The sequence below is a fragment of the Streptomyces sp. UW30 genome (genome assembly GCF_008042075.1).
GTDB lineage: Bacteria > Actinomycetota > Actinomycetes > Streptomycetales > Streptomycetaceae > Streptomyces.
The window spans coordinates 1,262,029-1,287,971 of the sequence record NZ_RDBN01000005.1 but is presented as its reverse complement, the minus strand read 5'-3'; the positions used below and the strand labels follow the sequence as shown (position 1 = coordinate 1,287,971).

At 70.8% G+C, this 25,943-nt stretch carries 21 protein-coding genes and 1 pseudogene; 6 read left to right on the top strand and 16 right to left on the bottom strand.

Going from position 1 to position 25,943, the window contains the following annotated elements; all coding sequences use genetic code 11:
• The first annotated feature begins 205 nt into the window (after positions 1 to 205).
• Positions 206 to 985, top strand: a complete 780-nt coding sequence (gene lexA / locus EAO75_RS07550; RefSeq protein ID WP_093911680.1) for a transcriptional repressor LexA — start codon at positions 206 to 208, stop codon at positions 983 to 985.
• A 199-nt stretch (positions 986 to 1,184) separates the two neighbouring features.
• Here the strand turns inward: lexA and EAO75_RS07545 are convergent, their stop codons facing one another.
• The 7 genes from EAO75_RS07545 to EAO75_RS07515 form a co-directional block, all read right to left on the bottom strand.
• Positions 1,185 to 3,173 carry an ATP-dependent DNA helicase gene (locus tag EAO75_RS07545; protein ID WP_147994167.1) on the bottom strand — a complete coding sequence of 663 codons (1,989 nt, stop codon included), beginning with the start codon at positions 3,171 to 3,173 and terminating at the stop codon, positions 1,185 to 1,187.
• Positions 3,174 to 3,650: 477 nt separating this feature from the next.
• Positions 3,651 to 4,529 carry a GNAT family N-acetyltransferase gene (locus tag EAO75_RS07540; RefSeq protein WP_261989170.1) on the bottom strand — a complete coding sequence of 293 codons (879 nt, stop codon included), beginning with the start codon at positions 4,527 to 4,529 and terminating at the stop codon, positions 3,651 to 3,653.
• A gap of 39 nt (positions 4,530 to 4,568) precedes the next feature.
• Positions 4,569 to 6,500, bottom strand: a complete 1,932-nt coding sequence (locus EAO75_RS07535; protein WP_261989192.1) for an IucA/IucC family protein — start codon at positions 6,498 to 6,500, stop codon at positions 4,569 to 4,571.
• A 395-nt stretch (positions 6,501 to 6,895) separates the two neighbouring features.
• A complete protein-coding gene (locus EAO75_RS07530; RefSeq protein WP_147994165.1) occupies positions 6,896 to 8,650 on the bottom strand; it encodes a diaminobutyrate--2-oxoglutarate transaminase family protein in 1,755 nt (584 codons plus the stop codon).
• A gap of 264 nt (positions 8,651 to 8,914) precedes the next feature.
• Positions 8,915 to 9,364 carry a hypothetical protein gene (locus EAO75_RS07525; protein WP_147994164.1) on the bottom strand — a complete coding sequence of 150 codons (450 nt, stop codon included), beginning with the start codon at positions 9,362 to 9,364 and terminating at the stop codon, positions 8,915 to 8,917.
• A gap of 97 nt (positions 9,365 to 9,461) precedes the next feature.
• A complete protein-coding gene (locus EAO75_RS07520) occupies positions 9,462 to 9,674 on the bottom strand; it encodes a hypothetical protein (protein WP_147994163.1) in 213 nt (70 codons plus the stop codon).
• On the bottom strand, positions 9,671 to 11,050 hold the full coding sequence (locus EAO75_RS07515) for an APC family permease (protein ID WP_147994162.1): 1,380 nt from the start codon (positions 11,048 to 11,050) through the stop codon (positions 9,671 to 9,673). The genes EAO75_RS07520 and EAO75_RS07515 overlap by 4 nt, the downstream gene beginning before the upstream one ends.
• 73 nt (positions 11,051 to 11,123) lie before the next feature.
• Between EAO75_RS07515 and EAO75_RS07510 the strand changes: the two genes are divergently transcribed.
• From EAO75_RS07510 to EAO75_RS07500, 3 genes are all read left to right on the top strand, one after another.
• Entirely contained in the window at positions 11,124 to 12,137 is a 1,014-nt protein-coding gene (locus EAO75_RS07510; protein ID WP_147994161.1) for a GlxA family transcriptional regulator, read from the top strand.
• A 414-nt stretch (positions 12,138 to 12,551) separates the two neighbouring features.
• Positions 12,552 to 13,772, top strand: coding sequence for a trypsin-like serine peptidase (locus tag EAO75_RS07505; RefSeq protein WP_147994160.1), 1,221 nt, complete (start codon positions 12,552 to 12,554; stop codon positions 13,770 to 13,772).
• A 223-nt stretch (positions 13,773 to 13,995) separates the two neighbouring features.
• The gene (locus EAO75_RS07500) at positions 13,996 to 15,198 is read left to right on the top strand and encodes a trypsin-like serine peptidase (protein ID WP_147994159.1); all 1,203 of its coding nucleotides are present in this window, start codon (positions 13,996 to 13,998) and stop codon (positions 15,196 to 15,198) included.
• 119 nt (positions 15,199 to 15,317) lie between these two features.
• On the opposite strand, the gene hflX is transcribed toward EAO75_RS07500, so the two are convergent.
• The 6 genes from hflX to miaA form a co-directional block, all read right to left on the bottom strand.
• A complete protein-coding gene (gene hflX, locus EAO75_RS07495) occupies positions 15,318 to 16,811 on the bottom strand; it encodes a GTPase HflX (RefSeq protein WP_147994158.1) in 1,494 nt (497 codons plus the stop codon).
• Positions 16,812 to 16,999: 188 nt separating this feature from the next.
• On the bottom strand, positions 17,000 to 18,583 hold the full coding sequence (locus EAO75_RS07490; protein WP_147994157.1) for a M1 family metallopeptidase: 1,584 nt from the start codon (positions 18,581 to 18,583) through the stop codon (positions 17,000 to 17,002).
• A gap of 129 nt (positions 18,584 to 18,712) precedes the next feature.
• Entirely contained in the window at positions 18,713 to 20,884 is a 2,172-nt protein-coding gene (locus EAO75_RS07485; protein ID WP_147994156.1) for a RelA/SpoT family protein, read from the bottom strand.
• A gap of 297 nt (positions 20,885 to 21,181) precedes the next feature.
• Complete coding sequence (gene dapF, locus EAO75_RS07480) at positions 21,182 to 22,051, bottom strand: diaminopimelate epimerase (protein ID WP_147994155.1); 870 nt, start codon at positions 22,049 to 22,051, stop codon at positions 21,182 to 21,184.
• A gap of 145 nt (positions 22,052 to 22,196) precedes the next feature.
• On the bottom strand, positions 22,197 to 22,700 hold the full coding sequence (locus EAO75_RS07475; protein ID WP_147994334.1) for a hypothetical protein: 504 nt from the start codon (positions 22,698 to 22,700) through the stop codon (positions 22,197 to 22,199).
• Between the two features lie 108 nt (positions 22,701 to 22,808).
• Positions 22,809 to 23,747 (bottom strand): tRNA (adenosine(37)-N6)-dimethylallyltransferase MiaA, encoded by a 939-nt coding sequence (miaA, locus tag EAO75_RS07470; protein WP_147994154.1) that lies wholly within the window; start codon positions 23,745 to 23,747, stop codon positions 22,809 to 22,811.
• A gap of 182 nt (positions 23,748 to 23,929) precedes the next feature.
• On the opposite strand from miaA, the gene EAO75_RS07465 reads away from it, so the two are divergent.
• Complete coding sequence (locus tag EAO75_RS07465; protein ID WP_147994153.1) at positions 23,930 to 24,220, top strand: hypothetical protein; 291 nt, start codon at positions 23,930 to 23,932, stop codon at positions 24,218 to 24,220.
• Between the two features lie 24 nt (positions 24,221 to 24,244).
• On the top strand, positions 24,245 to 24,514 hold the full coding sequence (locus tag EAO75_RS07460) for an antitoxin (protein ID WP_147994152.1): 270 nt from the start codon (positions 24,245 to 24,247) through the stop codon (positions 24,512 to 24,514).
• 85 nt (positions 24,515 to 24,599) lie between these two features.
• Here the strand turns inward: EAO75_RS07460 and EAO75_RS07455 are convergent, their stop codons facing one another.
• The 3 genes and pseudogenes from EAO75_RS07455 to EAO75_RS07445 form a co-directional block, all read right to left on the bottom strand.
• Positions 24,600 to 25,322, bottom strand: coding sequence for a class III extradiol dioxygenase subunit B-like domain-containing protein (locus EAO75_RS07455; protein ID WP_147994151.1), 723 nt, complete (start codon positions 25,320 to 25,322; stop codon positions 24,600 to 24,602).
• A 10-nt stretch (positions 25,323 to 25,332) separates the two neighbouring features.
• Positions 25,333 to 25,623, bottom strand: coding sequence for a hypothetical protein (locus tag EAO75_RS07450; RefSeq protein WP_147994150.1), 291 nt, complete (start codon positions 25,621 to 25,623; stop codon positions 25,333 to 25,335).
• Between the two features lie 45 nt (positions 25,624 to 25,668).
• Positions 25,669 to 25,943, bottom strand: a pseudogene (locus tag EAO75_RS07445) (tRNA (N6-isopentenyl adenosine(37)-C2)-methylthiotransferase MiaB); the annotation flags it as partial.

The window sequence follows — 25,943 nt, the reverse complement described above, 5'->3', positions numbered from 1 at the left end:
TGGGGCAACAACCCACGAGGTCGCCACCCCGGCGGTGAAGAGTACAACAATGGGCCCTTTTGCCCGCCGGCCAGCTCGTCAGCCATACACCCCGACACGCGATCACGTAAGCCGATCCGCGATTTTTCACTCGAACGTGTGTTTGGCGCAACCTTTCGAAAGCAACTACCGTTGTGCAGCAGGGAGACCATCGAGAGGGGCCGACGTGACCACCACCGCAGACAGTGCCACCATCACTGCCCAGGACCGCTCCCAGGGCCGACTCGAGCCGGTGCATGCGATGAACGAAGCCATGAATCCCGAGGGACACAAGCGCTCCCTGCCGGGTCGACCTCCCGGTATCCGGGCGGACAGCTCAGGGCTCACCGACAGGCAGCGCCGCGTGATCGAAGTCATCAGGGATTCCGTGCAGCGCCGTGGCTACCCGCCGTCGATGCGGGAGATCGGCCAGGCGGTCGGCCTGTCCAGCACATCCTCGGTCGCGCACCAGCTGATGGCACTGGAGCGCAAGGGCTTCCTGCGCCGCGACCCGCACCGCCCGCGCGCGTACGAGGTGCGCGGCTCCGACCAGGCCGCGTCCGTGCAGCCCACCGACACCGCCGGCAAGCCCGCCGCGTCCTACGTCCCGCTGGTCGGCCGCATCGCCGCCGGCGGCCCCATCCTCGCCGAGGAGTCGGTCGAGGACGTCTTCCCTCTCCCCCGCCAGCTGGTGGGCGACGGCGAGTTGTTCGTGCTCAAGGTTGTCGGTGACTCGATGATCGAGGCCGCGATCTGCGACGGCGACTGGGTCACGGTCCGCCGTCAGCCGGTCGCCGAGAACGGCGACATCGTGGCCGCGATGCTCGACGGTGAGGCCACCGTGAAGCGCTTCAAGCGCGAGGACGGCCACGTCTGGCTCCTCCCGCACAACTCCGCGTACGAGCCGATCCCCGGCGACGACGCGACCATCCTGGGCAAGGTGGTGGCGGTGCTGCGGCGCGTGTGACGGCTGCGGCGGGCGAACCCGAAAGGCGTCGCCCTCTGACCGGGCCCCGGGACCCCTGCGCCGGTTCCGGGGCCCTGTGCTGTGTCAAGGCTTGTGCCGTTTGGACGCAGCAGGGTCGCGGGGACCCGGCGTCAGCGGACTTTGCATCGGTGGTTAGCCTGTCGCGGCGCCGCGACAGGCTAACCACCGATGCCCGTGGCTACTCTGCCTCCGCCTTCGCCTCCGCCAGCTTCGCCGACGCGTCGATCGCGGTCAGCGACTTGCGGACCTGGTTACGGTCCGTCGTGTACCAGAAGTCGGGCAGTGACGTCTTCAGATAGCTCCCGTATCGCGCGGTAGCCAGCCGCTGGTCCAGTACGGCAACCACACCGCGGTCCCCCGATGCCCGTACGAGGCGGCCGGCGCCCTGGGCCATGAGCAGCGCGGCGTGGGTGGCGGCGACCGCCATGAAGCCGTTGCCGCCGGCATCCTCCACCGCCTTCTGGCGGGCGCTCATGAGCGGATCGTCCGGGCGTGGGAACGGGATCTTGTCCATGACGACCAGCTGGCAGCTGGGGCCGGGTACATCCACGCCCTGCCAGAGCGAGAGCGTGCCGAACAGGCAGGTCTTCGGGTCGGCCGCGAAGTTCTTGATCAGCTCACCGAGCGTCTCCTCGCCCTGAAGGAGGATCGGGAACTCGGGGATGCGGGAACGGAGCTCCTCCGCGGCCAGCTGGGCGGCCCGCATCGACGAGAACAGGCCGAGCGTGCGGCCGCCGGCCGCCTGGATCAATTCGGTCAGCTCGTCGAGCATGTCCACACGGTCGCCGTCCCGCGCAGGGCGCGACAGGTGTTTGGCGACATAGAGGATGCCCTGCTTGCGGTACTCGAAGGGCGAGCCGACATCGACTCCCTTCCACTGCGGGACGTCGTCGCCCTCCGTGCCCTCCGGAGCGAGCCCGAGGGAAGCACCGACGCCGTTGAAGTCGCCACCGAGCTTCAGAGTCGCAGAGGTCAGGACGACGGAGCGGTCCGCGAAGAGCTTCTCTCTCAGAAGGCCCGACACCGACATGGGAGCCACGCGAAGGGACGCCCCGAAGCGGTCGTGACGCTCGTACCAGACGACGTCCCACTCCGAGCCGTTGGTGATCCGCTCCGCCACGTCGTGCACGGACTCGACCGAGGCCAGGGCCTGCTTGCGGACCGCGTCCTCGTCCTGGACGGACTTGTCGCGGGTCGCGCCGATCGCGGAGATCACAGTGCGGCAGGCGTCACGCAGCGCCATGAGGGCGTAGGCGAGATCTTCCGGGATCTCCTCCAGGCGGCCCGGCAGGGCCAGCTCCATCAGCCGTTCGAAGCCCTCGGCGGCGGTCTGGAGCTGGTCGGCAGCCTTCTCGTTCGCCAGCTTCGCGGCGCGACGCACGGCGCGGTTGACCTGACCCGGGGTGAGTTCGCCGGTGGCGACTCCGGTGACACGGGAGACCAGTTCGTGCGCCTCGTCGACGATCAGGACTTCGTGCTGCGGGAGGACCGGGGCGCCCTCGATGGCGTCGATCGCGAGCAGCGCGTGGTTAGTGACGACGACCTCCGAGAGCTTGGCCCGCTCACGGGCCATCTCGGCGAAGCATTCCGCGCCGTACGCGCACTTCGAAGCACCGAGGCACTCACGCGACGACACCGACACCTGCGCCCAGGCGCGATCGGAGACGCCGGGCGCCAGGTCGTCGCGGTCGCCCGTCTCCGTCTCGTCCGCCCAGTCACGCATCCGCAGCAGGTCCTGGCCCAGCTTGCTGGTGGGTGCGGCGGCCTCGAACTGGTCGAAGAGGCCCTCCTCCTCGTCCTGCGGGACTCCCTCGTGCAGGCGGTGCAGACACAGGTAGTTCGACCTGCCCTTGAGCATCGCGAACTCGGGGCGGCGGCGCAGCAGCGGATGCAGCGCCTCGACGGTGCGGGGCAGGTCCCGCTCCACGAGCTGGCGCTGAAGGGCCAGGGTGGCCGTCGCGACGACGACACGCTCCCCGTGCGCGAGCGCGGGCACGAGGTAGCCCAGCGACTTTCCGGTGCCGGTGCCGGCCTGGGCCAGCAGATGGGTACCGCCGTCGATCGCCTCCGCGACGGATTCGGCCATGGTCACCTGGCCGGGGCGCTCCGTGCCGCCTACGGCGGTGACGGCGGCATGCAGGAGTTCGGGGAGTGAGGGCTTTGTCATAGCGCGACCACCCTACGGCCCGGCACTGACAAATGAGCGACCACGGTGGGGACGGGGGCTGGATCAAGACCGGAGGTGCCTCGGACGGGGATCGGGGCGGTTCGGGTGGGTGCGGGATTGGTTCGGTCGAGGTCAGAGAGGGATCTGTTCGAGGTCAGGGATGGTTCGGTCGGGGTCAGGAACAGTTCGGGTGGGTGTGAGGTCGGCTTGAGGGTGGGTGTGGGGTCGGTTCGGTGCAGTCGGATGGGCGCCAGTTGTGATCAAGGTCGGTCAGCTCCGGCCAGATCGATTCGGGAGCTTGTGGCGAGCACCGTGCAGTCCGCTGCAGTCCGCTGCAGTCCGCCCTGCGCACCGCGCGATTCGAGCAAATCGACCCGGTATTGGGAGAGATCGACTCGGCCTGAATTCGGTTCGCCAGAAGTGGGAACCGGATCGGCGCGAGCGGTGTACCAATTGTGACGACGTTGCGACGCAGCGTCACATCAGATGACGCAGGCTCCGGTCTCGGATCATGAGGGCGGCCCGCTTGGCGGGCAGGTCGATCTCGGCAGAGAACCGGAATCCGGCGGTCAAGAAGGCGGCGACGGAAGGGGTGTTGCGAATGTCCGGTTCGGCGACGACACGAGCACAGGCGGGCCGCTTGTCGAGTGCGAGATCGGCGACGGCTCGGAGAAGGGTTCCGCCGAGGCCCCGCCCTCGATCGCCCACGGCACCGATAAGAAGGTGGACACCTGTGTCATGGGGCCTGGCCGGGTAGTGGCGGGCCAGCGGGTCGAGGTCGGCTCGGTAGATCTCCCAGTAGCTCATCGGTGTTCCCTCCAGCAGGCCCATGCACGGGACGCTGCGTCCGTCGTCACCGAACAGCTGGGACCGCAGATGCTCCTCGATGGCGTTCTCCGGTCCGGCGAGGCCCCAGAACGCCGTGACGGCGGGGTCGTTCATCCACCGGCTGACGATCGGAAGGTCTCGCTCGATCCGCACGGGGACGAGGTGCAACACCCCTGCCGGTGTGCTGACCGGTCCCCAGTCGGCGACGGTGCCGAGCAGGTCGTCAGTCTTCGGGACGGTGGAAGGAGATGTAGTCCGAGTCGCACACAGGCCGGGGCCTTCGCCTGGGCCAGCGCCAGCGCCAGCGCCAGCGCCAGCGCCAAGGCTTCGTCTGCCGCCGACACCGGCGTCTTCCATGAAGAGCGCCACGAATTCGTCGGGCAGGTGCAGGTCCAGCGTGTCCTCAGTGTCTGCACCCGCGTCGGCAGCCGGGCCGATACGGCTCTCACGAGTGGGCGGACTCGTGGCGATGCCGTGGTCGAAGGCCGCGCCGGCACCTGCGTTGGCACTCGCGTCGGTGGGAGGCACAGGGACGCTCCTCTCAGGAAGCGGGATGGGGCATGTTCCTCAGGAATGAAGGGGGTTGGCGATGGTGACGTAGACGGACTGGGTGTCGACCGGGCCTACGAGTTCGTCGAGGCCGTGCATACGGGTCAGGAGGTTGGCCTTGCAGCGCAGGACCGGTGAGTCGAGCAGGCGGGCAGGCAGCGACGTCCGCAGCCGGGTGGGACCGGAGGCCACTTCGCTGAGGAAGCGCCGGAAGGCGGCGAGTAGCAGCTGTTCGTCGACGAGGCGCTGGGAGCCGAAGGCGCCGATGAGACCCAGCACGTTGTTGATCGCGAGGTAGTACGCGAAACGCTCGTCAGCGACCTCGTCCGAGACGAACGTGTCGCTGTGCTCGCCGATGCCGGGCAGCCGGGCCTCCAGGTCTGCGCGCCGTGACTCGCGGAAGTAGTAACCCTGGTTGTCGCGGTATCGGCCGCCCGAGGGCCAACCGTCACCGTCCAGCAGGAGCAGGGTGTTCTGCTGGTGCGCCTCCAGGGCGACGCCGGCCTCGGCATCAAGCCACAGCACTGGGCGTACGACATGTTCGAGGTAGCGCAGGAACCACTCCGCGGCAACGGCCCCTCGGGGGCGACCGGTTTGGGCCGCGAGACGGGTGACCAGCTCGGCGAGACGGGACCGATGAGGCTCCCTGTCCATCGGGCGTCGGGCTGTGATGCCGAATTGCGAGTGAGGGAAGTGAGGGAGAGGTGAGACGAGCCCGGCTACGCAGGACACATCGTCGGCAGGCCGGAAGGGGTTATGCCGGATCATCACGTCCAGACCTGGCACCGGGCCTCCGTCCCGCCCGTCGACGGCGAGCCAGGCCGGGTCGCGAACGATGTCGAATGCCGGGTGCGCGGCCTGCCACTGGGTCGAGAGACCGCTGCGCATGAGTCGGTGGACCTCCACCCCGCGGTGCAGTTCCTTGCGGAGGTTCTCGCGACGGGAGTTGGTGATGCGCAGGCCCAGCGACAGCTTGAGCATGGCCGGGGCGCCGGACTGGTGGACGGTGCGTACGGAGGAGGTGGGATGCCAGGGCTTGCCGTGGTCGCCGAGGTCGACAAGCAGTCCGGCATCGAGCAGGGCGGCGGTCGCGGGGCGGTTCCTGACCTCGCGCAGTTGCCAGTGATGGAGCGGCAGGGCTGCGTAGTCGGCGGGCAGCGGCAGGTCCGGGCCAGCAAGTCGCGCAGTGAGCTGGGGCGCGGGGACGGGGCGACCTCGTTCGGTCCATGCCGAGTCGGTGGCGAGCAGGGAGGGGGCGACAGCCAACCAGTGCAACGGGAAGGAGCCGCGCAACTCGGGTGAGTACAGCCGGGCTTCAGTCTCGGAGAGGCCTTCGCGACTCTTCGGCGTCGGGTGGTGCGGGTGTCCGAGCAGGAGCGCTTGCTCGGCTGCGAGGAACAGGTCGGGGCTGTTGGCCAGGTTGTCCCGGCGATCCCTGATGAAGGTGACGGTTCGCTGGGTGGAGTCGGCTACGCGGGCGACGAGGTCGGTGGCGGCGGATGTCGGGGGGACTGCGAGGGCTGTGGGTGTCGATGCGGAGGAGGTCCGGGGCACGCCGTCGGGCACCGAGATGGATGGAGCGGGATCGTCGATTGAGGGGAGGGAGGTGGTGGAGTCGCAGACGGCGGGCTCGGAGTGAGAGAGCAGCGTCTCCCTGGTGAGGAGCGCGGCGAGGGTGACTGCGTCGATCGGCGGGGACTGGTTCGGGGCGTCGGCCAGGTGTGGGAGGCCGAAGCGGTGCCACCCCGTCGGGGACCAGTAGTGGACCGGGGTCAGCAGGGCCATGCCTGTGGCAGGCAACGGGATGCGGAGGACTCCGTCGTGGGGTGGCGGGACGTTGGTCTCGCGTACCCAGCAGCGGAGCAGGTTCTCCACGGCGGCGGCCTGGGCTGCAGTGTGCGGGTCGGGGTGCTCCAGGAGGTCGGAGGAGACGCCGTACAGCCGCTCGATGGGTGGGGCGCCTGCCTGCGTCTGCGTGCGGAGCGGTGCCTGCACGGGAGCGGCTCCATCAGCCGACGCAGGGTCCTGCGGGGCGTCTCCTCGCTGCGGTGCGGCGGGACGGCGGACGGCAGTTGTGGGGGTGCTGTTCAAGGCTGGTCCTCTTGCGGTGGTCCTGGCTCGCGCGCCGACGGCGGCTGGGTGCGCTGTGCGTGGGGGGGCGCGGACTGGAGAGCCGCGTTCCGGAGGTACGGATGGAGGGGGTGTGTCAGTTGGAGGCAAGGTTGCGAGGGGGCGTGATGCTTCGTTTTGTAGCGAGCGGTCGTCGGGGGCTGGCGAAGCTGACAGGCGACGGCGTGAGTGAACAGATGCGTGTACGCGCTGACGCGCCCCCGACTACGGGCTCGCTATCCCGCCCGGTCGGCCTGGCCGGCTCGATCAGCGGGATCCACTCGGTCCGCGACGTCAGCCCGGTCCGCGACGTCAGCCCGGTCCGCGCCGCCGGCCAGGTCGACACGTCGGCGCTGTCCTGCGTGCGGGCGTTGCAACCGGCCATGACCGATCTGGCCGCGGGATACCGCGTCCACCGCGTCGGCGAGTCGGTCGAGTACCGCGGTCGCCTGCTCGTCGCTGATGGTCAGGGGCGGGAGGAGCCGTACGACGCTGGAGTGGCGGCCGCCGAGTTCGATGATCAGGCCACGTCGCAGGCACTCGCGCTGGATGGCGGCCGCGAGTTCGGGGGCGGCAGGGCGAGGATGGCGATCCGGTCCTTGCATCGACGTCGCTGCCGTCGGTGCGGTCCCCGCCGTCCGGCCGACGTGGGCGACGCCAGCCGGCGAACCGCCCGCAGTGTGGACAGGGGCGAGGTCCATGAGGCCCCCAGCCCGCCCGGGATCAGCCGGAGCGCCCGGCATCGCATGGTCACCCGCTCCCCCACGCCAGTCCGGAGCGGCAAGCATCTCGCCCTGACCCGCCGGAGCCGCCGCCCGCTCCACGTCACGCTCGGGTTCGGCCTCCGGCTCCACCACCTCGACCCCGATCATCAACCCCCGCCCGCGCACATCCCCCATGCAATCGAACTCTGCGGCCAGACCCCGGAGTTGGTGCAGCATCCGCGTGCCCAGGTCGGCCGCGCGCTCGGCGAGGCGGTTCTCGCGGACGTAGGCGAGGGTTGCCATGCCGGCGGCCATGGCGAGTTGGTTGCCGCGGAAGGTGCCGGCGTGGGCGCCGGGCTGCCAGGCGTCGAGGTCGTCGCGGTAGACGATGACGGCCAGGGGCAGGCTGCCTCCGATGGCCTTGGAGAGGACCATCACGTCGGGGGTGACGCCGCTGTGCTCCACCGCCCAGAAGGAGCCGGTGCGCCCGACTCCCGTCTGGACCTCGTCGGCGATCAGGGGAATGGACCGGTCGGCCGTGATCTGCCGCATGCGGCGCATCCACTCGTCCGGGGCCGGGATCACTCCGCCCTCGCCCTGGACGGGTTCGAGGATCATCCCGGCGGGGCGGCGGACGCCCGACTTGGGGTCGTCGAGGACGGACTCGGTCCAGCGGGCGGCGAGTTCGGCGCCGTGTGCGCCGCCGACGCCGAAGGGGCAGCGGTAGTCCTGCGGGTAGGGCAGGCGCGCGACCCGTACGTCGAAGGCGCCCCCGGATGCCTCGAGCGCGCCGGCGGTCATCCCGTGGTAGGCGCCGCTGAAGGCGACGATGCCGGTGCGTCCCGTCGCGGCCCGGACGAGCTTGAAGGCGGCCTCCACGGCGTCGGTGCCGGCCGGTCCGCAGAACTGCACGCGAGCGTTGTCGGCGAGTCCGGGTGGCAGGGTGTGGAACAACTCGGTGATGAAGGCGTCCTTGACGGGCGTCGCCAGGTCGAGGACGTGCAAGGGCGCACCCGAGTCGAGGACCTTGCGGATGGCTTCCAGGACCACTGGATGGTTGTGTCCGAGCGCCAGCGTCCCGGCGCCGGAGAGGCAGTCCAGGTATCGGCTGCCGTCCGCGCCCTCGATGGTCAGCCCACGTGCACGCACCGGCACGATGGGCAGGGCACGGGCGTAGGTTCGCGCCGCCGACTCGCGGGCCGACTGCCGTCGCAGGATCCCCTCGTGTGCGGCGCCCACCCCCGCCGACTCGGACGTACCCTCGCGCACAGATTCGGTCACGGCCATGGCTCCCTGTCCTCCCGCTGTCCAGGGGCGAGCAGGTGTTTCGCATCCTCGCCCGACCCGACATACGAAGCCCCGCGAGTGTCCACTCGAAACTCCGGGGAACTGGGCACAGGGGGCCGCTCACGGACGGCAGGCCCCCCACGGCTACCAACCCCGGACCGGTCACCGGGTTACGGGTTGCTTCGAGATCATTGCCGAGTCGAAACCGTCGGCGGTCAGGGCACAACCGCGGTCGCTGGGCGCCCGATGTGCACGGTTTGGCGGCTATCCGGTCGTCGCGGACGCGGCCCCGCTTCGAGCGTCGCCGCCGCGAACGGGTCGCCTCGCGGCCATGGGGGTTGCGGACGGCCCCCGCCGTCCCGCGAGGTGGCGTGGCAACTTCGCCAGTGACCTTCCCTCGCTGCCGAGGGACGCCACCAGTGTCCGCTCGTCCAGGCCGCTTTCGTCGAGCAGTCGGCGCGCCCAGCTTCGTCCGAGGTTCTCGTGGGCCATGAACGCCGCCGCGTCCCGGGCGCCGTGAAGAGTGTTCGCGATGGCGTCGTCCCAGGGCAGGAACGTGCGCGGACACAGCCGGTACAGGGTTTTGGCCGCTGCGGTGGGACCCAGTGATCGGGGGCGGCCGGGCGTGCCGACGGGCAGGTTCGCCAGGTCGGCGTAGTACTCGCCGAGCAGGGTGATGTCCTCGTCGCTCAGCCGGGCGAAGGGCAGCTCCATCGGGACCATCGCGCCTGCCCAGCGCGCCGCCCAGTCACGGATTCCGGCGTCGAACAGGTCCGTATCGCCGTTCCGGGGGTAACGGATGCGGCACCCCTCAGGAGTTGAGCCGGCGCAGCAGCGCCGTTCGGTGCTCCCGTATCGCCAGGTCCGGCGTGGGCGCGGCGGTCTCGGGTGTGGCCGTCCTGTCGACTCCCGGCAGTTGGTCGACTCCCGGCAGTTGAAGGAACCGGGTCACCTCGGTCCCAAGGTGCGCCAGATCGGGCCCGTAGGACCCCACGGGCACGCTGGTCAAAGGTCTGTCGGTCACGAGTTTCTCTCCGTGACGTCCGAGGACGCCTCGACTGAGGGGGCGGCGACCACGGCCGGAGGCGGGCCGTCCGGTGTCGGCGCGGCGGCCGTCGCCCGGTTGGCCCGTCGGCCGCCGAGCTTGAGGTAGAGCAGGGCGGCTCCGGTGACCGCGAGGGGCCACAGGAGGTACCGGCCCGACATGAGCAGCATGATCACCACGGCCACGAGCGCGACGATCGCGGCCGCGCGGGCCTTGCCCCGCTTCGGCAGCAGTCGCAGGGCGGCGGCCACACCGACCGCGTACACCGTCACGAAGGAGCCCGTGGTCAGGAGCACCAACGGGCGGGCCCCCACGTCGGCCAGGGTCACGGCGCCCAGCGACAGCAGAGCGAGCGACGAGACGACGCTGAGGCTGCGGCGCGGCACCTCGCCGGCCGTGCTGCCGCGGGTGAGCCAGGCCGGCAGCGCCCCGTCCCGGCCGAGGGCGGCGCCGAGCTTGGCGGCGCCCGCGAAGTAGGCATTCATCGCACCGAGGGTGAGCAGGAGTGCCGCGACCGCGGCGAGCAGGCGGGCGTTGCCGCCGATCCCCTGGGCCATGAGTTCGCCGAGCGGCGCTTCGGCCCGGGCGGCATCGGGCCCGAGCACGGCGATGACGGCGAACGCGACCGCCAGGTACAGCACGCCGACGATCACGACCGCGGCGGTCGTCGCCCGCGGCAGGTCACGGCTCGGAGTGCGGAACTCGCCCGCGAGGTGGGTGATCGCCTCCCAGCCGGCGAAGCTCCACACCAGCAGGGCCGCGGCGGGCGCGATCGCCGTCCAGCCGTGCGGTGCGAAGGGCCGCAGGTTGTCGGCGCTCGCGTGCGGCAGCGACAGGGCCACCGCCACCAGCAGCAACGCGACGAGCAGCCCGGCCAGGGCGAATTGGAACCGTCCGGTCACGCGCACGCCCACCGCGTTGGACGCGGTGACGACGATCATCAGCCCGACCGCCGTCACCGTGGTGGTGGTGCGTCCGCCACCGAGTGCCGCGGACACGTAGGCGCCGCCGAACAGGGACGCCGCGCTCGCTCCCGGAGGGACCGCTAGGTAGAAGCACCAGCCGACCACGGCGGCCGTACGGTCGCCGAACGCCAGGCGTGCGTAGTGGGACACCCCGCCGGCGTCCGGGTGCCGTGCGCCCAGTGCAGCGAAGGTCGCCGCCAGCGGGGCCGACAGCAGCACGAGCGCGAGCCACGCGAACAGCGAGGCGGGACCGGCGGCCTCGGCGGCGAGTGCGGGCAGGGCGATGACGCCGGTGCCGAGGACCGCGCCCACATACATCGCCGTGCCCTGGACCGCGGTGAGGCGGCCCGTTGGCCGGCTCGTCTTCGTTTCGATCGTCTCGGAGCCCATGACAAGAGAGGGTTCCCGAGCATGATCAGCGGGCACAAGCGGCAGAAATGACAGGGTGCGCTAAATTTCTGCCATGGAGCGACATGTTGTGGCCGTCGCCGTGACCGACGGTGCCCCGACGTTCGAACTCGCCGTTCCGTGCGAGGTGTTCGGCACCGACCGCAGCGACCTGGTCGATCCCTGGTACGAGATGCGGCTGACTGCGGCACAGCCCGGACCGCTGCGTACGGCGACCGGACTCGTCGTGCCCACCTCGCACGGGCTGGACCAGCTGGCCGAGGCCGACACCGTGGTCGTGGCCGCGTGTCCGCGGGCCGTGCAGCTCGATCCCCCCGCCGAGCTGCTGCAAGCCGTACGCAGGGCCCATGAGCTGGGCCGGCGCATCGTGTCCATCTGCTCCGGCGTCTATGTGCTGGCCGCGGCAGGGCTGCTCGACGGGCGGCGGGCGACCGCGCATTGGATGCATGCGATGGACTTCAGCCACCGTTTCCCCGACGTCGAGTTCGACCCGACGTCCCTCTACATCGAGGACGGCACGATCCTCACCTCGGCCGGCACCGGATCCGGCATCGACCTCTGCCTCCACCTGGTCCGTCAGGACTTCGGCTCCGCGGTGGCCAACGAGGTGGCCCGGCGTATGGTCGTACCGCCGCACCGCGAGGGCGGTCAGGCCCAGTACGCGCGGCCGCCGGTCCGGGTGCGCAGGACGAGCGACACCCTCGCGCCCGTTCTGGAGTGGGCCCGCCACCATCTGCACGAGCAGCTGACGGTGCCGCAGCTCGCCCGCGAGGCGGGACTGAGCGAGCGCACCTTCGCCCGCCGGTTCCGTGAGGCCCTCGGCACGACGCCCCTGCAGTGGATCCTCCAGGAACGCGTCCGGCTCGCCCAGGAGTTGCTGGAGACGACCGACGACGCGGTCGAGAGCGTCGCGCAACGCACCGGCTTCGGCAGCGCGACCAACCTCCGCCACCACTTCGGCCGGCTCACCGGCGTCTCACCGCAGACATACCGCCACGTCTTCCGCCACCGGGCGGCGCAGCAGGGACGCGGGCCGTCCGCATCCTCATCGGGGGCGCGCACCGGATGAGGGGACGGCCGACAAGATGAGGGGACGGCCGACAAGGCGAAAGCGGTCACAGCATCCGCACCTACCTGCCGGCCGTGCCCACGGGCGAGCCACCCGGAATGGCGACCGCCACCGACTACGACGCCGAGCTGCTGACCGCCGAGGGCTCGACGCCCCGTGAATCCGTGGCACCGTGACACCCGCAATCCCGTCCCCCAAGCCCCCGATTCGGCGTCCCCTCACACAAGTTGCCAGTTCAGACGCCTCGTAGCGAAACCGTTGCCGTTCCGTCGGAACTCCCCCACAGCGACCGCATAGTGTGTGGTGCCGTCCCAACGCGCCGTGACAGCACGCCGGACCAGCGAGCGATCAGCAAGCGATCAGCAAGCCTCACGGCCGCGGCACCACACACGTCACCTCAGGGGGAGACAGATCATGCGATCGATACGGCCGTCGTTCACCGCCCGTCGAGGGAGGAGCGCGCGCCGCAGGACCTCCCCGCTGCCCCTGGTCGCGCTCGCCGCGGCGCTGGCGCTCACCGTCACCGCCTGCGAGTCGGGCGACGCCGAGGCGGGCGGCGAGGCCAGTGCGTCCGCCGCGGCCGGCGGCGAGGGCGAGATCACGATCCCGGACGACATCAAGGACAAGCTCAAGGAACACGGGATCGACCTCGACAAGTGGAAGGACGGCGCCTGGAAGAACTGGGACCGGGACGACTGGCTGCGCGAGGCGAAGGACTACATCAACCCGATCATCGAGGGCCTGTGGGACCCGGACCGCATGCGTGAGGCGGAGGACCCGGACCGGGGCGTCGACGACAGCGACCTCTCCGGTGACCAGGGCGTGACCGACCCGACGCCGCAGCCGGTGGACGCGCAGGCCGTGTCGCCCGCGTACCACGCCAACGCCCCCGAGGCGGGCAAGGTGTTCTTCGACTCCCCCGAAGGCACGATGGTCTGCTCGGCGACGGTCGTAAAGGACCCGGCCAACCCCGGCAAGTCCAACATGGTGTGGACGGCCGGCCACTGCGTGCACGCCGGCAAGAGCGGCGGCTGGTACCGCAACATCGCGTTCGTCCCGTCGTACAACGACAAGGCCATGGGGGCGGCCGCGATGAAGGGCGCCACCAGGGAGCAGGTCGCCCCCTACGGCGTCTGGTGGGCCGACTGGGTGCAGACCTCGGACCAGTGGATCAAGCAGGGCGGTCCGACGGGCGGGGACGGCGCGCCGTACGACTTCGCCGTGCTGCATGTGAAGCCGGAGGCCGGCGGCGACGGCAAGTCCCTGGAGGAGATGGTCGGTTCGGCCCTCCCGGTGGAGTTCAACGCGCCGGCCGTCCCGGACGTGGAGAGCATGAAGGCGGTCGGCTACCCGGCCGCGGCGCCGTTCGACGGCGAGAAGCTGTACCAGTGCGAGGACAAGCCCGGCCGGCTGTCGCTCACCGCGTCGGACCCGACCATGTACCGCATCGGCTGCACCATGACCGGCGGTTCGTCCGGTGGTGGCTGGATCGCGGCGGGCTCGGACGGCAAGCCCGCGCTCGTGTCCAACACCTCGATCGGTCCGGTGGATTCGGGCTGGCTGGCCGGTCCGCGGCTGGGCAAGGAGGCCAAGGCGGTCTTCGACGGGATGGGCGAGAAGTTCGCCACTCAGTGACGATCACCGAAGCCCGGAGTTGACAGCACCGACGGCGGTGGGACGGTGGGGAGAAACCTTCACCGCCTCACCGCCGTTCGCTCTCAAGTCCACGGGCATAGTGGGATGTCGCGTCCGAGGGGCCGCACAGGAAGGGCCGCACCCGGCCCCCCGGCCCCCGCGCGCCGCGCACATGTCATCAAGGTGCCAAGCAGCAGCACGCTTCAACGGGGGTTTCCGCACCATGCGTTCCACACCTACGCCCGCAACTCCACGCCGCAGGCGGCGCTTCGTCCTGACCGCCACCGGCCTCGTCGCCGCGCTGGCGCTGACCGCGACCGCCTGTGACGGCGCGGCCGACTCGGCCGGCGACCGGGCCGACGCCGCCGCCTCGCAGGCCGCCGAGGCCGGTGACGGCAAGATCCAGATCCCGGCCGAGATCGCGGACAAGCTCAAGGAGCACGGGATCGACCTCGACAAGTGGAAGGACGGCGCCTGGAAGGACTGGGACAAGGACAAGTGGCTCAGCGAGGCCAAGGACTTCGTCAACCCGGTCATCGAGGGCCTGTGGAAGCCTGACCGGATGCAGTCCGCGAAGGAGGCCAACAAGACGGTCACCACGCAGGACGCCTCGGCCGACCAGGGCGTGAGCGACCCGGAGCCGGCCCCCGTCCAGGCCACGCCCGAGAAGACGCCGTACCACGAGAACGCGGCGCCCGTCGGCAAGGTCTTCTTCGACACCCCCGAAGGCCCGGCGGTCTGCTCCGGCACGGTCGTCAAGGACGTCAACCACCCCGGCAAGTCCAACCTCGTCTGGACGGCCGGCCACTGTGTGCACGCCGGCCAGGGCGGCGGCTGGTACCGCAACATCGCCTTCGTCCCGGCTTACAACGACCTCGGCAAGTCCCAGGCGGAGCTGGGCAACGCCACGCCCACCGAGATCGCGCCCTATGGCAACTGGTGGGCCGACTGGGTCTCGACCTCGAACGAGTGGATCCAGGGCGGCTCGGAGACGGGCGGCGCGGGTGCCGCGTACGACTACTCGGTGCTGCATGTGCAGCCGGAGGCCGGCGCGAAGTCCCTGGAGGAGACCACCGGCGCGCTGGACGTCGACTTCTCCGCCCCGTCCGCGACGGAGGTCGCCACGATGGGCGCCTGGGGCTACCCGGCGGCGCCGCCGTTCAACGGCCTGCAGATGTTCAAGTGCGCCGACCGACCGGGTCGTCTCTCGCTGAGCCCGGCCCTGCCGACGATGTACCGCATCGGCTGCACGATGACCGGCGGTTCGTCGGGCGGCGGCTGGTTCCGGGTGCTGAACGGCAGGACCACGCTGGTGTCCAACACGTCGATCGGCCCGCAGGACAACACCTGGCTCGCGGGCCCGCAGCTGGGCACGGGTGCCGAGTCGGTGTACCAGTACATGAGCAAGACGTACGGCGGCCGCTGACCGCCGCGCACAGACAGCACGGAAGGCCCGCTCCCTTGCGACAGGGAGCGGGCCTTCAGCAGTTCTACGACGCTCAAGCAGTCGGCATACGACGGCTCAAGCAGTCGGCATACGTCGGCTCAGGCGGTCGGCGCCGGAACGTACGGCGTGAGATCCGCCGCCAGCTCCTCGTGCACCCGCACCTTGAGCAGCGTGCCCTCCGGGGTGTGCTCCTCGGAGATCACCTCGCCCTCGGTGTGGGCGCGGGCGACCAGCTTGCCGTGGGTGTACGGCACCAGCGCCTCGATCTCGACGGACGGCCGGGGCAGCTCGTTGTCGATCAGGGCGCGCAGCTCGGCGATGCCCTGGCCGGTGCGGGCGGAGACCGCGATGGAGCGCGGCTCGATCCGCATCAGCCGCTGAAGCGTCAGCGGGTCGGCCGCGTCCGCCTTGTTGATCACGACGACCTCCGGTACGGCGATCGCGCCGACGTCCCGGATCACCTCGCGCACGGCGGCCAGCTGCTCCTCCGGGTTCGGGTGCGAGCCGTCCACCACGTGCAGGATCAGGTCGGACTCGCCGACCTCCTCCATGGTGGAACGGAACGCCTCGACCAGGTGGTGCGGCAGGTGCCGGACGAAACCGACGGTGTCGGCCAGCGTGTACAGACGGCCGCTCGGCGTCTCGGCCCGGCGCACGGTCGGGTCCAGGGTCGCGAACAGGGCGTTCTCGACCAGCACGCCCGCGCCGGTGAGGCGGTTGAGCAGGGAGGACTTGCCGGCGTTGGTGTAGCCCGCGATCGCGACCGAGGGCACCTTGTGGCGCTTGCGCTCCTGGCGCTTGATCTCGCGGCCGGTCTTCATGTCCGCGATCTCCCGGCGCATCTTCGCCATCTTCTCGCGGATCCGCCGCCGGTCCGTCTCGATCTTGGTCTCACCGGGACCACGGGTGGCTAGGCCGCCGCCCTTGCCGCCGCCCATCTGCCGGGACAGCGACTGACCCCAGCCTCGCAGCCTCGGCAGCATGTACTGCATCTGCGCGAGCGCGACCTGCGCCTTGCCCTCCCGGGACTTGGCGTGCTGGGCGAAGATGTCGAGGATCAGGGCCGTACGGTCGATGACCTTGACCTTGACGACGTCCTCGAGGTGGATGAGCTGGCCCGGGCTGAGCTCACCGTCGCAGATGACGGTGTCGGCGCCGGACTCCAGGACGATGTCCCTGAGCTCGTCGGCCTTGCCGGAGCCGATGTAAGTGGCCGCGTCGGGCTTGTCGCGGCGCTGGATCACGCCGTCGAGCACGAGAGCGCCCGCGGTCTCCGCCAGCGCCGCGAGCTCCGCCAGCGAGTTCTCCGCGTCCTGCGAGGTCCCCGAGGTCCAGACACCGACGAGCACGACCCGCTCCAGACGGAGCTGGCGGTACTCGACCTCGGTGACGTCCTCGAGCTCGGTGGAGAGGCCCGCCACACGGCGCAGAGCCGCACGCTCGGAGCGGTCGAACTGATGGCCGTCCCGCTCTCCGTCGATCTCGTGGCTCCAGGCGACGTCCTCTTCCATCAGGGCATCGGCCCGGCGGCCGTCGGCATAGGTCTGCGTGAAGCTCTGCGCGTCCTGGGAAAAGGAAGAAGAGGAGGTCATTGGGTCCTTACGTCGATCGGGAATCCACTGGTGGCGACGGTGGCAGCGGCGCTGCGGAACCGATCCGCGGCACCAGGAAACCTGGTCCGTCACTGCTCACAACGCACGAGCGCCCCGGGAGATTCCCCGCGGGCCGTGCCGCGCCGACCCGAAGATGGTCGCACGGCACGGCCCGTCTCGTCACCGCCTTATTTCCCGGCTGATTTCCCAGCCGACTTCCCTGTCGCCTTCCCAGCCGACTTCCCTGCTGACTTCCCGGTCGTCTTCGTGGGTGCCTTCTTGACCGCCTTCGGGACGTCCACTGACTTCCACTCCGGCTGACCGGGCATGGGCGGGGTCTTCTCGCCGTACAGCCAGGCCTGCAGGAACCCGTCGAGGTTGCGTCCGGAGACCTCCTCCGCCAGCGCGACGAAGTCCGCGGTCGAGGCGGCACCGTCGCGGTGACGGCTCACCCAGGTGCGTTCCAGACTTTCGAAGGCCGCTCGGCCGATCTCCTGGCGCAGGGCGTAGAGCACCAGGGCCGCACCGTCGTAGACGTTGGGCCGGAAGATCCCGGTCTTCTTGCCCGGCGAGGGCGCCTTGGGCGCCGCGGGCGGTCCGCCGGCCGCGCGCCAACGGTCGGACGCGGCGTACGCGGCCTTCATCCGCGCCTCGAACGGCCGGCCCGCCGTCTCCGCCGCGTACAGGGCTTCGTACCAGGTGGCGTGCCCCTCGCTGAGCCACAGATCGGACCAGGTGCGCGGGCTGACGCTGTCGCCGAACCACTGGTGCGCCAGCTCGTGCACCATGATCGACTCGACGTACCACTTCGGGAAGGCGGGCTGGGTGAAGAGCTCCCGCTCGAACAGGGACAGCGTCTGTGTCTCCAGCTCGAAGCCCGTGGAGGCATGGGCCATGAGCAGGCCGTACGTCTCGAACGGGTACTGCCCGACCTTCTTCTCCATCCAGGCGATCTGCCCGGGGGTCTTCTTCAGCCACGGTTCGAGCCGCTCGCGGTCCTCGGCGGCCACGACGTCCCGCACGGGCAGCCCGTGCGGACCGTTGCGGTGCACCACCTTGGAGCGGCCGATGGACACCTGGGCGAGCTCGGTGGCCATGGGGTGCCGTGTCCGGTACGTCCAGGTCGTCGAGCCGCCCGCGCGGTCCACGTCGGTCGGGAGGCCGTTGGCGACGGCGGTGTAGCCGTTGGGCGCGGTGACCCGGATGGTGAACAGCGCTTTGTCGGAGGGGTGGTCGTTGCACGGGAACACGACGTGCGCGGCATCGGCCTGGTTGGCCATGGCGAGCCCGTCCGCGGTCCGCACCCAGCCCCCCTCGCGTTCCTTGCCGTAGACGGGGTCGCTGGTGTGCCGCACGGTGATCCGCATCCAGCTGCCGTCGGGCAGCGTCTCCCCGGGCGTGACCACCAGGTCCTCACCGGCGCTGCGGAACGACGCGGGCTCCCCGTCGACCTCCACGGACTCGACCTTGCCGTGGGCGAAGTCCAGATTGACCCGCTCCAGATCCTCGGTCGTCCACGCGTCGATGGTGGTGACGGCCTGGAGGGGCTTGTCGTTGGCGCCGGGGTAGGTGAAGGCGAGATCGTACGACGCCACGTCGTAGCCGGGGTTGCCCAGCTGCGGGTAGAGACGGTCACCGATGCCCAGGGGCGTGGCGGGAGCGCCGGCGGCGAGCAGGCAGAGGGAGACGGCGGTGGCGAGCATCGCGGGCACCTTGAGGCGCCGGCGGGAACGCGGGGCGCGCTGAGCCTCGTTGGGGGGGTTGAGCAGCATGAACCAGGGCTATCAGCGCACAAGCACAGGACGTCGACGACGCGCGCCCGCCACACTCGAACGGGTATATCAGGTGGGTGCACGCCCGAGCGGTTGTGCAAGGCAGGTGCGCGTCACGCGACCGCGCCCTCACGCCCCCTGCATCTGCGGCTGAGCCCTGGTCACGTCGTACACACCGGCCACGTTCCGCATGGCCCGCATCAGTCCCGGAAGCATGGCCGCGTCCGGGAGTTGGACCGTGTAGGTGTGGCGCACCCGCTGCTGGGTCGGCGGCTCGACCGTCGCCGAGACGATTTCGGCGCCCTCCTGAGCCATCGCTTCCGTGAGGTCGGCCAGGAGATGCGGGCGAACGAACGATTCGGCGACCAGCGTGACCCGGCACTCGGCGGTGTCCCCCCAGCGCACACCGACCTCCGCGCGCCCCGCGCCCTTCATACGTGCCACCGCGGCGCACTCGACGCGATGAACCGTCACCACTCCCCCGCGCACGGAGAATCCGGTGACCTCGTCGGGCGGCACGGGCGTACAGCAGCCGGCGAGACGCACACTCGCACCGGCCCGGTCGACGAGAACGTTGGCGGCGGACCGGCCTCCCGGCCGCACGACCGACCCCTCCCCTGCGGCTGCCGGGCTCGTGGGCCCCTCCGCCTCACCCCGGAAGGCCACCCCGGCGTCCTTCGCCTCCACCGCTCCCTGTGCGGGATGCGCGGCCAGCCACCGCTGGATGGCGATCCGCGCGGCAGGCGTGTGGGCGTGCTCCAGCCACTCCCTGGACGGCTCCGAGGCCGGGTCCTGCCCCATGAGCAGCTGAACGGTGTCGCCGTCCCGCAGCACTGTGCTGAGCGTCGCCAACCGCCCGTTGACACGCGCCCCGATGCACGCGTGCGCGTCCTCCCCGTACTGCGCGTACGCGGCGTCCACACAGGTCGCGCCCTCGGGCAGCCCGAGCGTGCCGCCGTCGGGTCGGAAGACGGTGATCTCGCGGTCCTGGGCGAGGTCCTCACGCAGCGTGGACCAGAAGGTGTCCGGATCCGGCGCCGCCTCCTGCCAGTCGAGGAGCCGCGACAGCCAGCCGGGCCGCGTGGGGTCGGCGCGCTCACCGTCACCGGCCACGGCCTGCTCCTCGGCGGAGGGGGTGTAGGGATTGCCGAGCGCGACGACACCGGCCTCGGCGGCCTTGTGCATCTGGTGGGTACGGATGAGGACTTCGGTGACCTGACCGTCCTCACGGGCGACGGCGGTGTGCAGCGACTGGTACAGGTTGAACTTGGGAACCGCGATGAAGTCCTTGAACTCCGAGACGACGGGCGTCATACAGGTGTGCAGCTCGCCCAGCACGCCGTAGCAGTCGGCGTCCTCGTTCACCAGCACCAGCAGCCGCCCGAAGTCGGCCCCGCGCAGCCGCCCGCGCTTGCGGGACACGCGGTGCACGGAGACGAAGTGCCGCGGCCGGATGAGAACTTCGGCCGGGATGTCGGCTTCGCGCAGGACCCCGCGCATCTGCTCGGCCATCTCCGCGAGCGGGTCGTCGGTGCGGGAGGCGTTCTCGACGATCAACTCCCGTGTGTGCTCGTACTCCTCGGGATGCAGGATCGCGAAGACCAGGTCCTCCAGCTCCGTCTTGAGCGCCTGCACGCCGAGCCGCTCCGCGAGCGGAATGAGCACGTCCCGGGTCACCTTGGCGATGCGGGCCTGTTTCTCGGGGCGCATCACACCGAGCGTGCGCATGTTGTGCAGCCGGTCGGCGAGTTTGATCGACATCACGCGGACGTCGTTGCCGGTGGCGACGAGCATCTTGCGGAAGGTCTCGGGCTCGGCTGCGGCGCCGTAGTCGACCTTCTCCAGCTTCGTCACGCCGTCGACGAGGAAGCGCACCTCCGCGCCGAACTCCTCCCCGACCTGATCGAGCGTCACGTCGGTGTCCTCGACGGTGTCGTGCAGCAAGGACGCCGTCAAGGTCGTGGTCTCGGCGCCGAGTTCGGCGAGGATCAGGGTCACCGCGAGGGGGTGTGTGATGTACGGCTCACCGCTCTTGCGCATCTGGCCGCGGTGCGAGGACTCCGCCAGCACGTAGGCGCGGCGCAGGGGTTCGAGGTCCGCGTCGGGATGGTGGGCGCGATGGGCGTCGACGACATGGCCGATCGCGTCGGGCAGCCGGTCGCGTGAGGCGGGGCCGAGCAGCGCCGCCCGGCCGAGGCGGCGCAGATCGATGCGGGCGCGGGTCTTCCTGCGCGGCACGACAGGCGGCACAGCGCCTGCTACCGGGCCTGGCGTCGCGGAATTCGCGGCCTCCGCACTCATGGGCACCTCCGGCTACGTGGACCGGCGGACGGGGTACCCCATGGCGGACACGGCTCAGGGGATGGTGACTTGTCCCCCGTCCGGGCCGGTGCTTGATGCTACCGAGCCCATCACGTGCGACTGACCGCCTCTCGCCGAGCGTGAAACGGATCACCCATTCGAGCGAGGGTTTGCAGGTTTACGGTTTTGCGCCACGCGACCAGCCGCGGTTCGCGATTTCCAACGCCTGCAGGGCGTCAGAACCCCTACTCCCCAGCCACGGACGCCTCAGGGCCGCACTTCCCAGCCTCCGACCACTCAACGAGCGATGGTTTCCAGCCACTCCGCATCGAGCTCACCTTCGGCCACGATCACGGCGGGACCGGTCATCTCGATCTCGCCGTCGGGCCGCTCGGTGATCACGAGGGTGCCGCCGGGCACGTCCACGGTGTACGTCGCGGGGGCACCGGTCACCGACGGGTCGACGCCGTCCCGGCGCGCGGTGGCCACAGCGACGGCGCAGGCACCCGTGCCGCACGACCGGGTCTCGCCGGCGCCGCGCTCGTGCACGCGCAGGGCGACATGGCGCGGGCCGCGGTCGACCACGAACTCGACGTTGACCCCGTCCGGGTAGGCCGAGGCCGGGCTGAACGGCGGCGGGGAGTACAGATCGCCGGCGTGCGCGAGGTCGTCCACGAAGGCGACCGCGTGTGGGTTGCCCATGTTCACGTTCCGCGCGGGCCAGCTGCGCTCGCCGACGCCGACCGTCACGTCGCCTTCGGGGAGGCGGGCCTTGCCCATGCCGACGGTGACGTCACCGTCCTTGGCGATGTGCACGCTCTTCACGCCGCCGCGTGTGGCGATCTTGAGGTCACCCTCGGTCGCGTGACCGGTGCGCTGGAGGTAGCGGGCGAAGACGCGTACGCCGTTGCCGCACATTTCCGCGACCGAGCCGTCGCCGTTGCGGTAGTCCATGAACCACTCGGCCTCGGCCGCCATGTCCTTGGCCTCGGGGTGCGCCGCGGACCGCACCACGTGCAGCAGTCCGTCACCGCCGATGCCCGCGCGGCGGTCGCACAGGGCGACGACGGCGGCCGGGGGCAGGTCGATGACGTTCTCCGGGTCCGGGACGATCACGAAGTCGTTCTCCGTGCCGTGACCCTTGAGGAAGGCGATCCGCGTGCTCATTCCTCGATCGTACGGGAGCACTCCGCCGGTAGGGCCAAGGGAGAGGGAGAGTGCGCGACGGCGGGTCTGCGCGGTCGGATGTGGCTGATCACGCCCACGCGGCGAAGCCGCATGTCGACACAGACCCAGGCCCCTGGCGGACGCCTCAGCGCAGCCTTGCCACGCGCCACACGGCCAGGGCGACGACGGCGGCCACCACCACGACGTAGCCGATCACGACCCGCCAGTCCGGCCTGCGCCCGGCGCCCCGCTGCGGCAGCCCCGGCCAGGTGTAGCCGACCCGGCGGGCGGCCATCATGCCCCAGCCGGCCGCGCAGGAGCAGATGAGGAGCCCCAGCATGGCGATCACGGCGCCGCTGTCTCCGAAGTCGAAGGCCAGCGGGAAGGCGAACATCAGGGAGCCGACCGCGGCCAGGCCGACGATGGGCGCGAGCTGCCAGATGCGCAGTCGGCGCTGCGGGCGCAGCTCGACCTCGACCTCCGGGCCGCCGGCGTACATCTCCTCGGGCTCGGGACCGTCGTCGGTGACGCCGACCTCGGTCTCGTCGAGCCCGTCCGGGCTCAGAAGGTCGCCTTCCGGATTCCGCTCACCCGTGTCGGTGGTGACGTTCTCGGTGCCTTGTGCGGTGTCGCGAGGGCCGGCCTCCATCGCCACGCGCCCTCCCAACTCGGACTCCACTTGGTCGATCGAAGCTCGATGATGGCATGGCGCCGGAGGCCCGGACGGCGGCCGGAGCGTCCCGATGCCATCACGTGATCAGGCTGTAACCGGTCGTTCGACCAACGCCAGTGCGAGATGCGGAAGTTCTGTGAGATCTGCCGCAGCCCCACTGAGCCAGTGCACCCGCGGGTCGCGCCTGAACCATGAATCCTGGCGGCGCGCGAAGCGCTTGGTGGCCCGTACGGTCTCGGCCCGCGCCTCTTCGAGGGTGCACTCCCCGGCGAGCGCCGCGAGCACCTGCTGGTAGCCGAGCGCGCGCGAGGCCGTACGCCCCTCGCGCAGCCCCTGCGCCTCCAGTGCGCGGACCTCCTCCACGAGCCCGGCGTCCCACATCCGGTCCACCCGGCGCGTGATCCGCTCGTCCAGCTCGGGGCGCGCCACATCGACGCCGATCTGGACGGTGTCGTAGACCGAGTCATGGCCGGGGAGGTTGGCCGTGAAGGGCTGGCCGGTGATCTCGATCACTTCGAGGGCCCGGACGATACGACGGCCGTTGCTGGGCAGGATCGCCTGCGCGGCCCCGGGGTCGGCGGCGGCCAGGCGGGCGTGCAGCGCCCCGGGGCCGCGCAGCGCGAGCTCCTCCTCCAGCCGGGCCCTGACCTCGGGATCGGTGCCGGGGAACTCCAGGTTGTCGACGGCCCCACGGACGTACAGCCCCGAGCCGCCGACCAGGATCGGCCAGCGTCCCTCGGCGAGCAGCGCGTCGATGCGTTCGCGCGCGAGCCGCTGGTACTCGGCGACGGAGGCGGTGACGGTGACGTCCCAGATGTCCAGGAGGTGGTGCGGGACTCCCGCGCGCTCCTCGGGCGTCAGCTTGGCGGTGCCGATGTCCATCCCTCGGTAGAGCTGCATGGAGTCGGCGTTGACGACTTCGCCGCCGAGTTGCCGGGCCAGGAAGACGCCCAGATCGGACTTTCCGGCCGCGGTGGGTCCGACTACGGCGATGACGCGCGGGGAGGGGGGTGCACTGCTCACCGCCCCAGTCTCGCAAACCTCACACGGTGGTCTCGAACGAGTTACGTGACGGCACGCGCGCGGGGTCGTTGCGTGTTGCGAGGTTTTCGCCGCCGGTTTCACGGAGGCGGCCATCCGGGGGCGCGAACGGGCGCACCGGACGACGCGGGATTTCACCCGCACTAGTAACGTATGGAGTGGATATGGGCGTTTTCGCACGGCTTTTCCGGCGGTCGAAGACCACGGAGGAGGCGTCAACTGTCGAGGCCCAGGCCGCCACACAAACGGCCGAGCCGGCAGCGCAGGAGGCGGCGGCAGAGGTGACGGGGTCGGCCGAGGCCAAGGTCGAGGCTGAGGCCGAGGCTGCGGAGGCGGCCCCTGCGGCGGCGGTGGAGTCCGTCGAGGCCGACGGTGAGGACGGGGTCGAGATCCCCAAGCAGCAGTCCGCCGACGATGCCGCCGACAGCGAGGCCGGTGAGGGCGCCCGGACGTAACTGCCCCGCGCGGGAAGGTGAACGATGGGTCTGAAGGATAATTTGAAAGCCAAACTCGCCCCGGCCAAGGACAAGGTCTCCGACTTCGCGCAACGGCACGAGGGCAAGGTCCACCACGGCATCGAGCGGGCCGCGAAGGCCGTCGACGCACGGACCAAGGGCAAGTACAGCGACAAGATCCACACGGGCACGGGCAAGGCCAAGGGCGCCATGGACCGACTCGCGCACAAGGGCGACGACACGGCGACCGGCGACAGCAGGCCGCCGTCGGACTCACCCCCGCCGACCACCTGAAACGGCACATCGACGGACGGCCGCGGAGCTTCACGGCTCCCGGCCGTCCGCCGTTTGTCCTTCCGGCGCGGCTCCCGGACGGCGTCTACGACCAGGTCGCGACCAGGTAGCCCACCCCGTACGGCGCGTCCTCGTACAGCAGGGCGCCCGACAGGCCCGCCTCCTCGGCGGCGCCGGCGAGGACCTGCCAGGGCGCCCGCCCCGAGGCCATCAGCTCGTGCGCGAGCTCGGTGTCCAGCGTCTTGAGGGCTGCCACGTCCGCCTCGCCCAGGGCACGCGCGACGGACGCGTCGAAAGGTGCCGCCCGGTCGTCGAGATAGCCGGGCGCCTTGAGCGTGCGGCAGGCGCTGGCGTCGCCCATCACCAGCAGCGCCACCCGCTCGGCCCGGAGGGCAACGTCCCTCCCGATCTGGATACACCGCTCGGGCGTCAGCGGTTCCCCCACGACGAGTCCCTCGATCGGGGCGTCCGACCACTCGGTCCGCCCGAGCAGCCACGCGGCGACGGCGAGCGACGTCGGAAGCCGACGTGCCGAGGGCACGGGGGCGTCACCATCGGCTCGCCCCAGCCATACATCGACGTCCACGCCGAAGCCCCGGAACGACCCCAGTGCTCCCGCGGCGTATGCCCCGTGGTCGCGCTCCTCGCCGGGCCCGACGACCACCAGCAGGTCCGGCCGGGCCGCCGCGAGCAGTCCGAGCGCATCCGTGCAGGCGGTACGCGCGGCGTCCAGCTCTGGCGCGGCGCCCGCTGAGACGTCGGGCACGAGGAGCGGCGGACAGGGGCAGACTGCGGCGGCGGCAAGCATGATCGGGAGCCTACTGCCAGGGGTTCGGCTCCGGGTCGGTGCTCCACACCTGTTCAGCCAGTTGGAACAGGACGCGATGGGTCGACATCAGTCCCTCGACGTGCGCGTAGTACGCGTCCCCGGCACCGACCCGGAACACCTCGCGCCGCTGCTGGCGCAGTCCGCCACGGTGTTTATGGGTGCAGGCGATCTCGTACAGGCGGGCGCGGGCCTGTTCCAGGGTGCCCTCGAAGCGGGCCGCCTCCTCGCACCGGTACTGCTCGCCGGAACCGGACTGTACGACCACGACCCATCGCGGCATGCCGCGCCCCCCTTTTCCTGCTCGCCCCGCCCCTGTCGCGCGCGCTCAGTGTGCCGCGCAGCCGCCCGTCGCCGCCGGCAGCGGCTCGGGGACGCCGATCTTCGGCAGGCCGAGCAAGACACCGGCCGGCTTGGCGGCCTCGGCGGCGTTGCGCTTCTCCCAGGCGTCCCCCGCACGCGTGCGGCGCACGTCGAGGACGGCGCCCTCGGCGAGGAGGTGGTGCGGGGCGGCGTAGGTGATCTCGACGGTGACCACGTCGCCGGGGCGGACCTCCTGGTCCGGCTTGGTGAAGTGGACGAGGCGGTTGTCGGGGGCGCGGC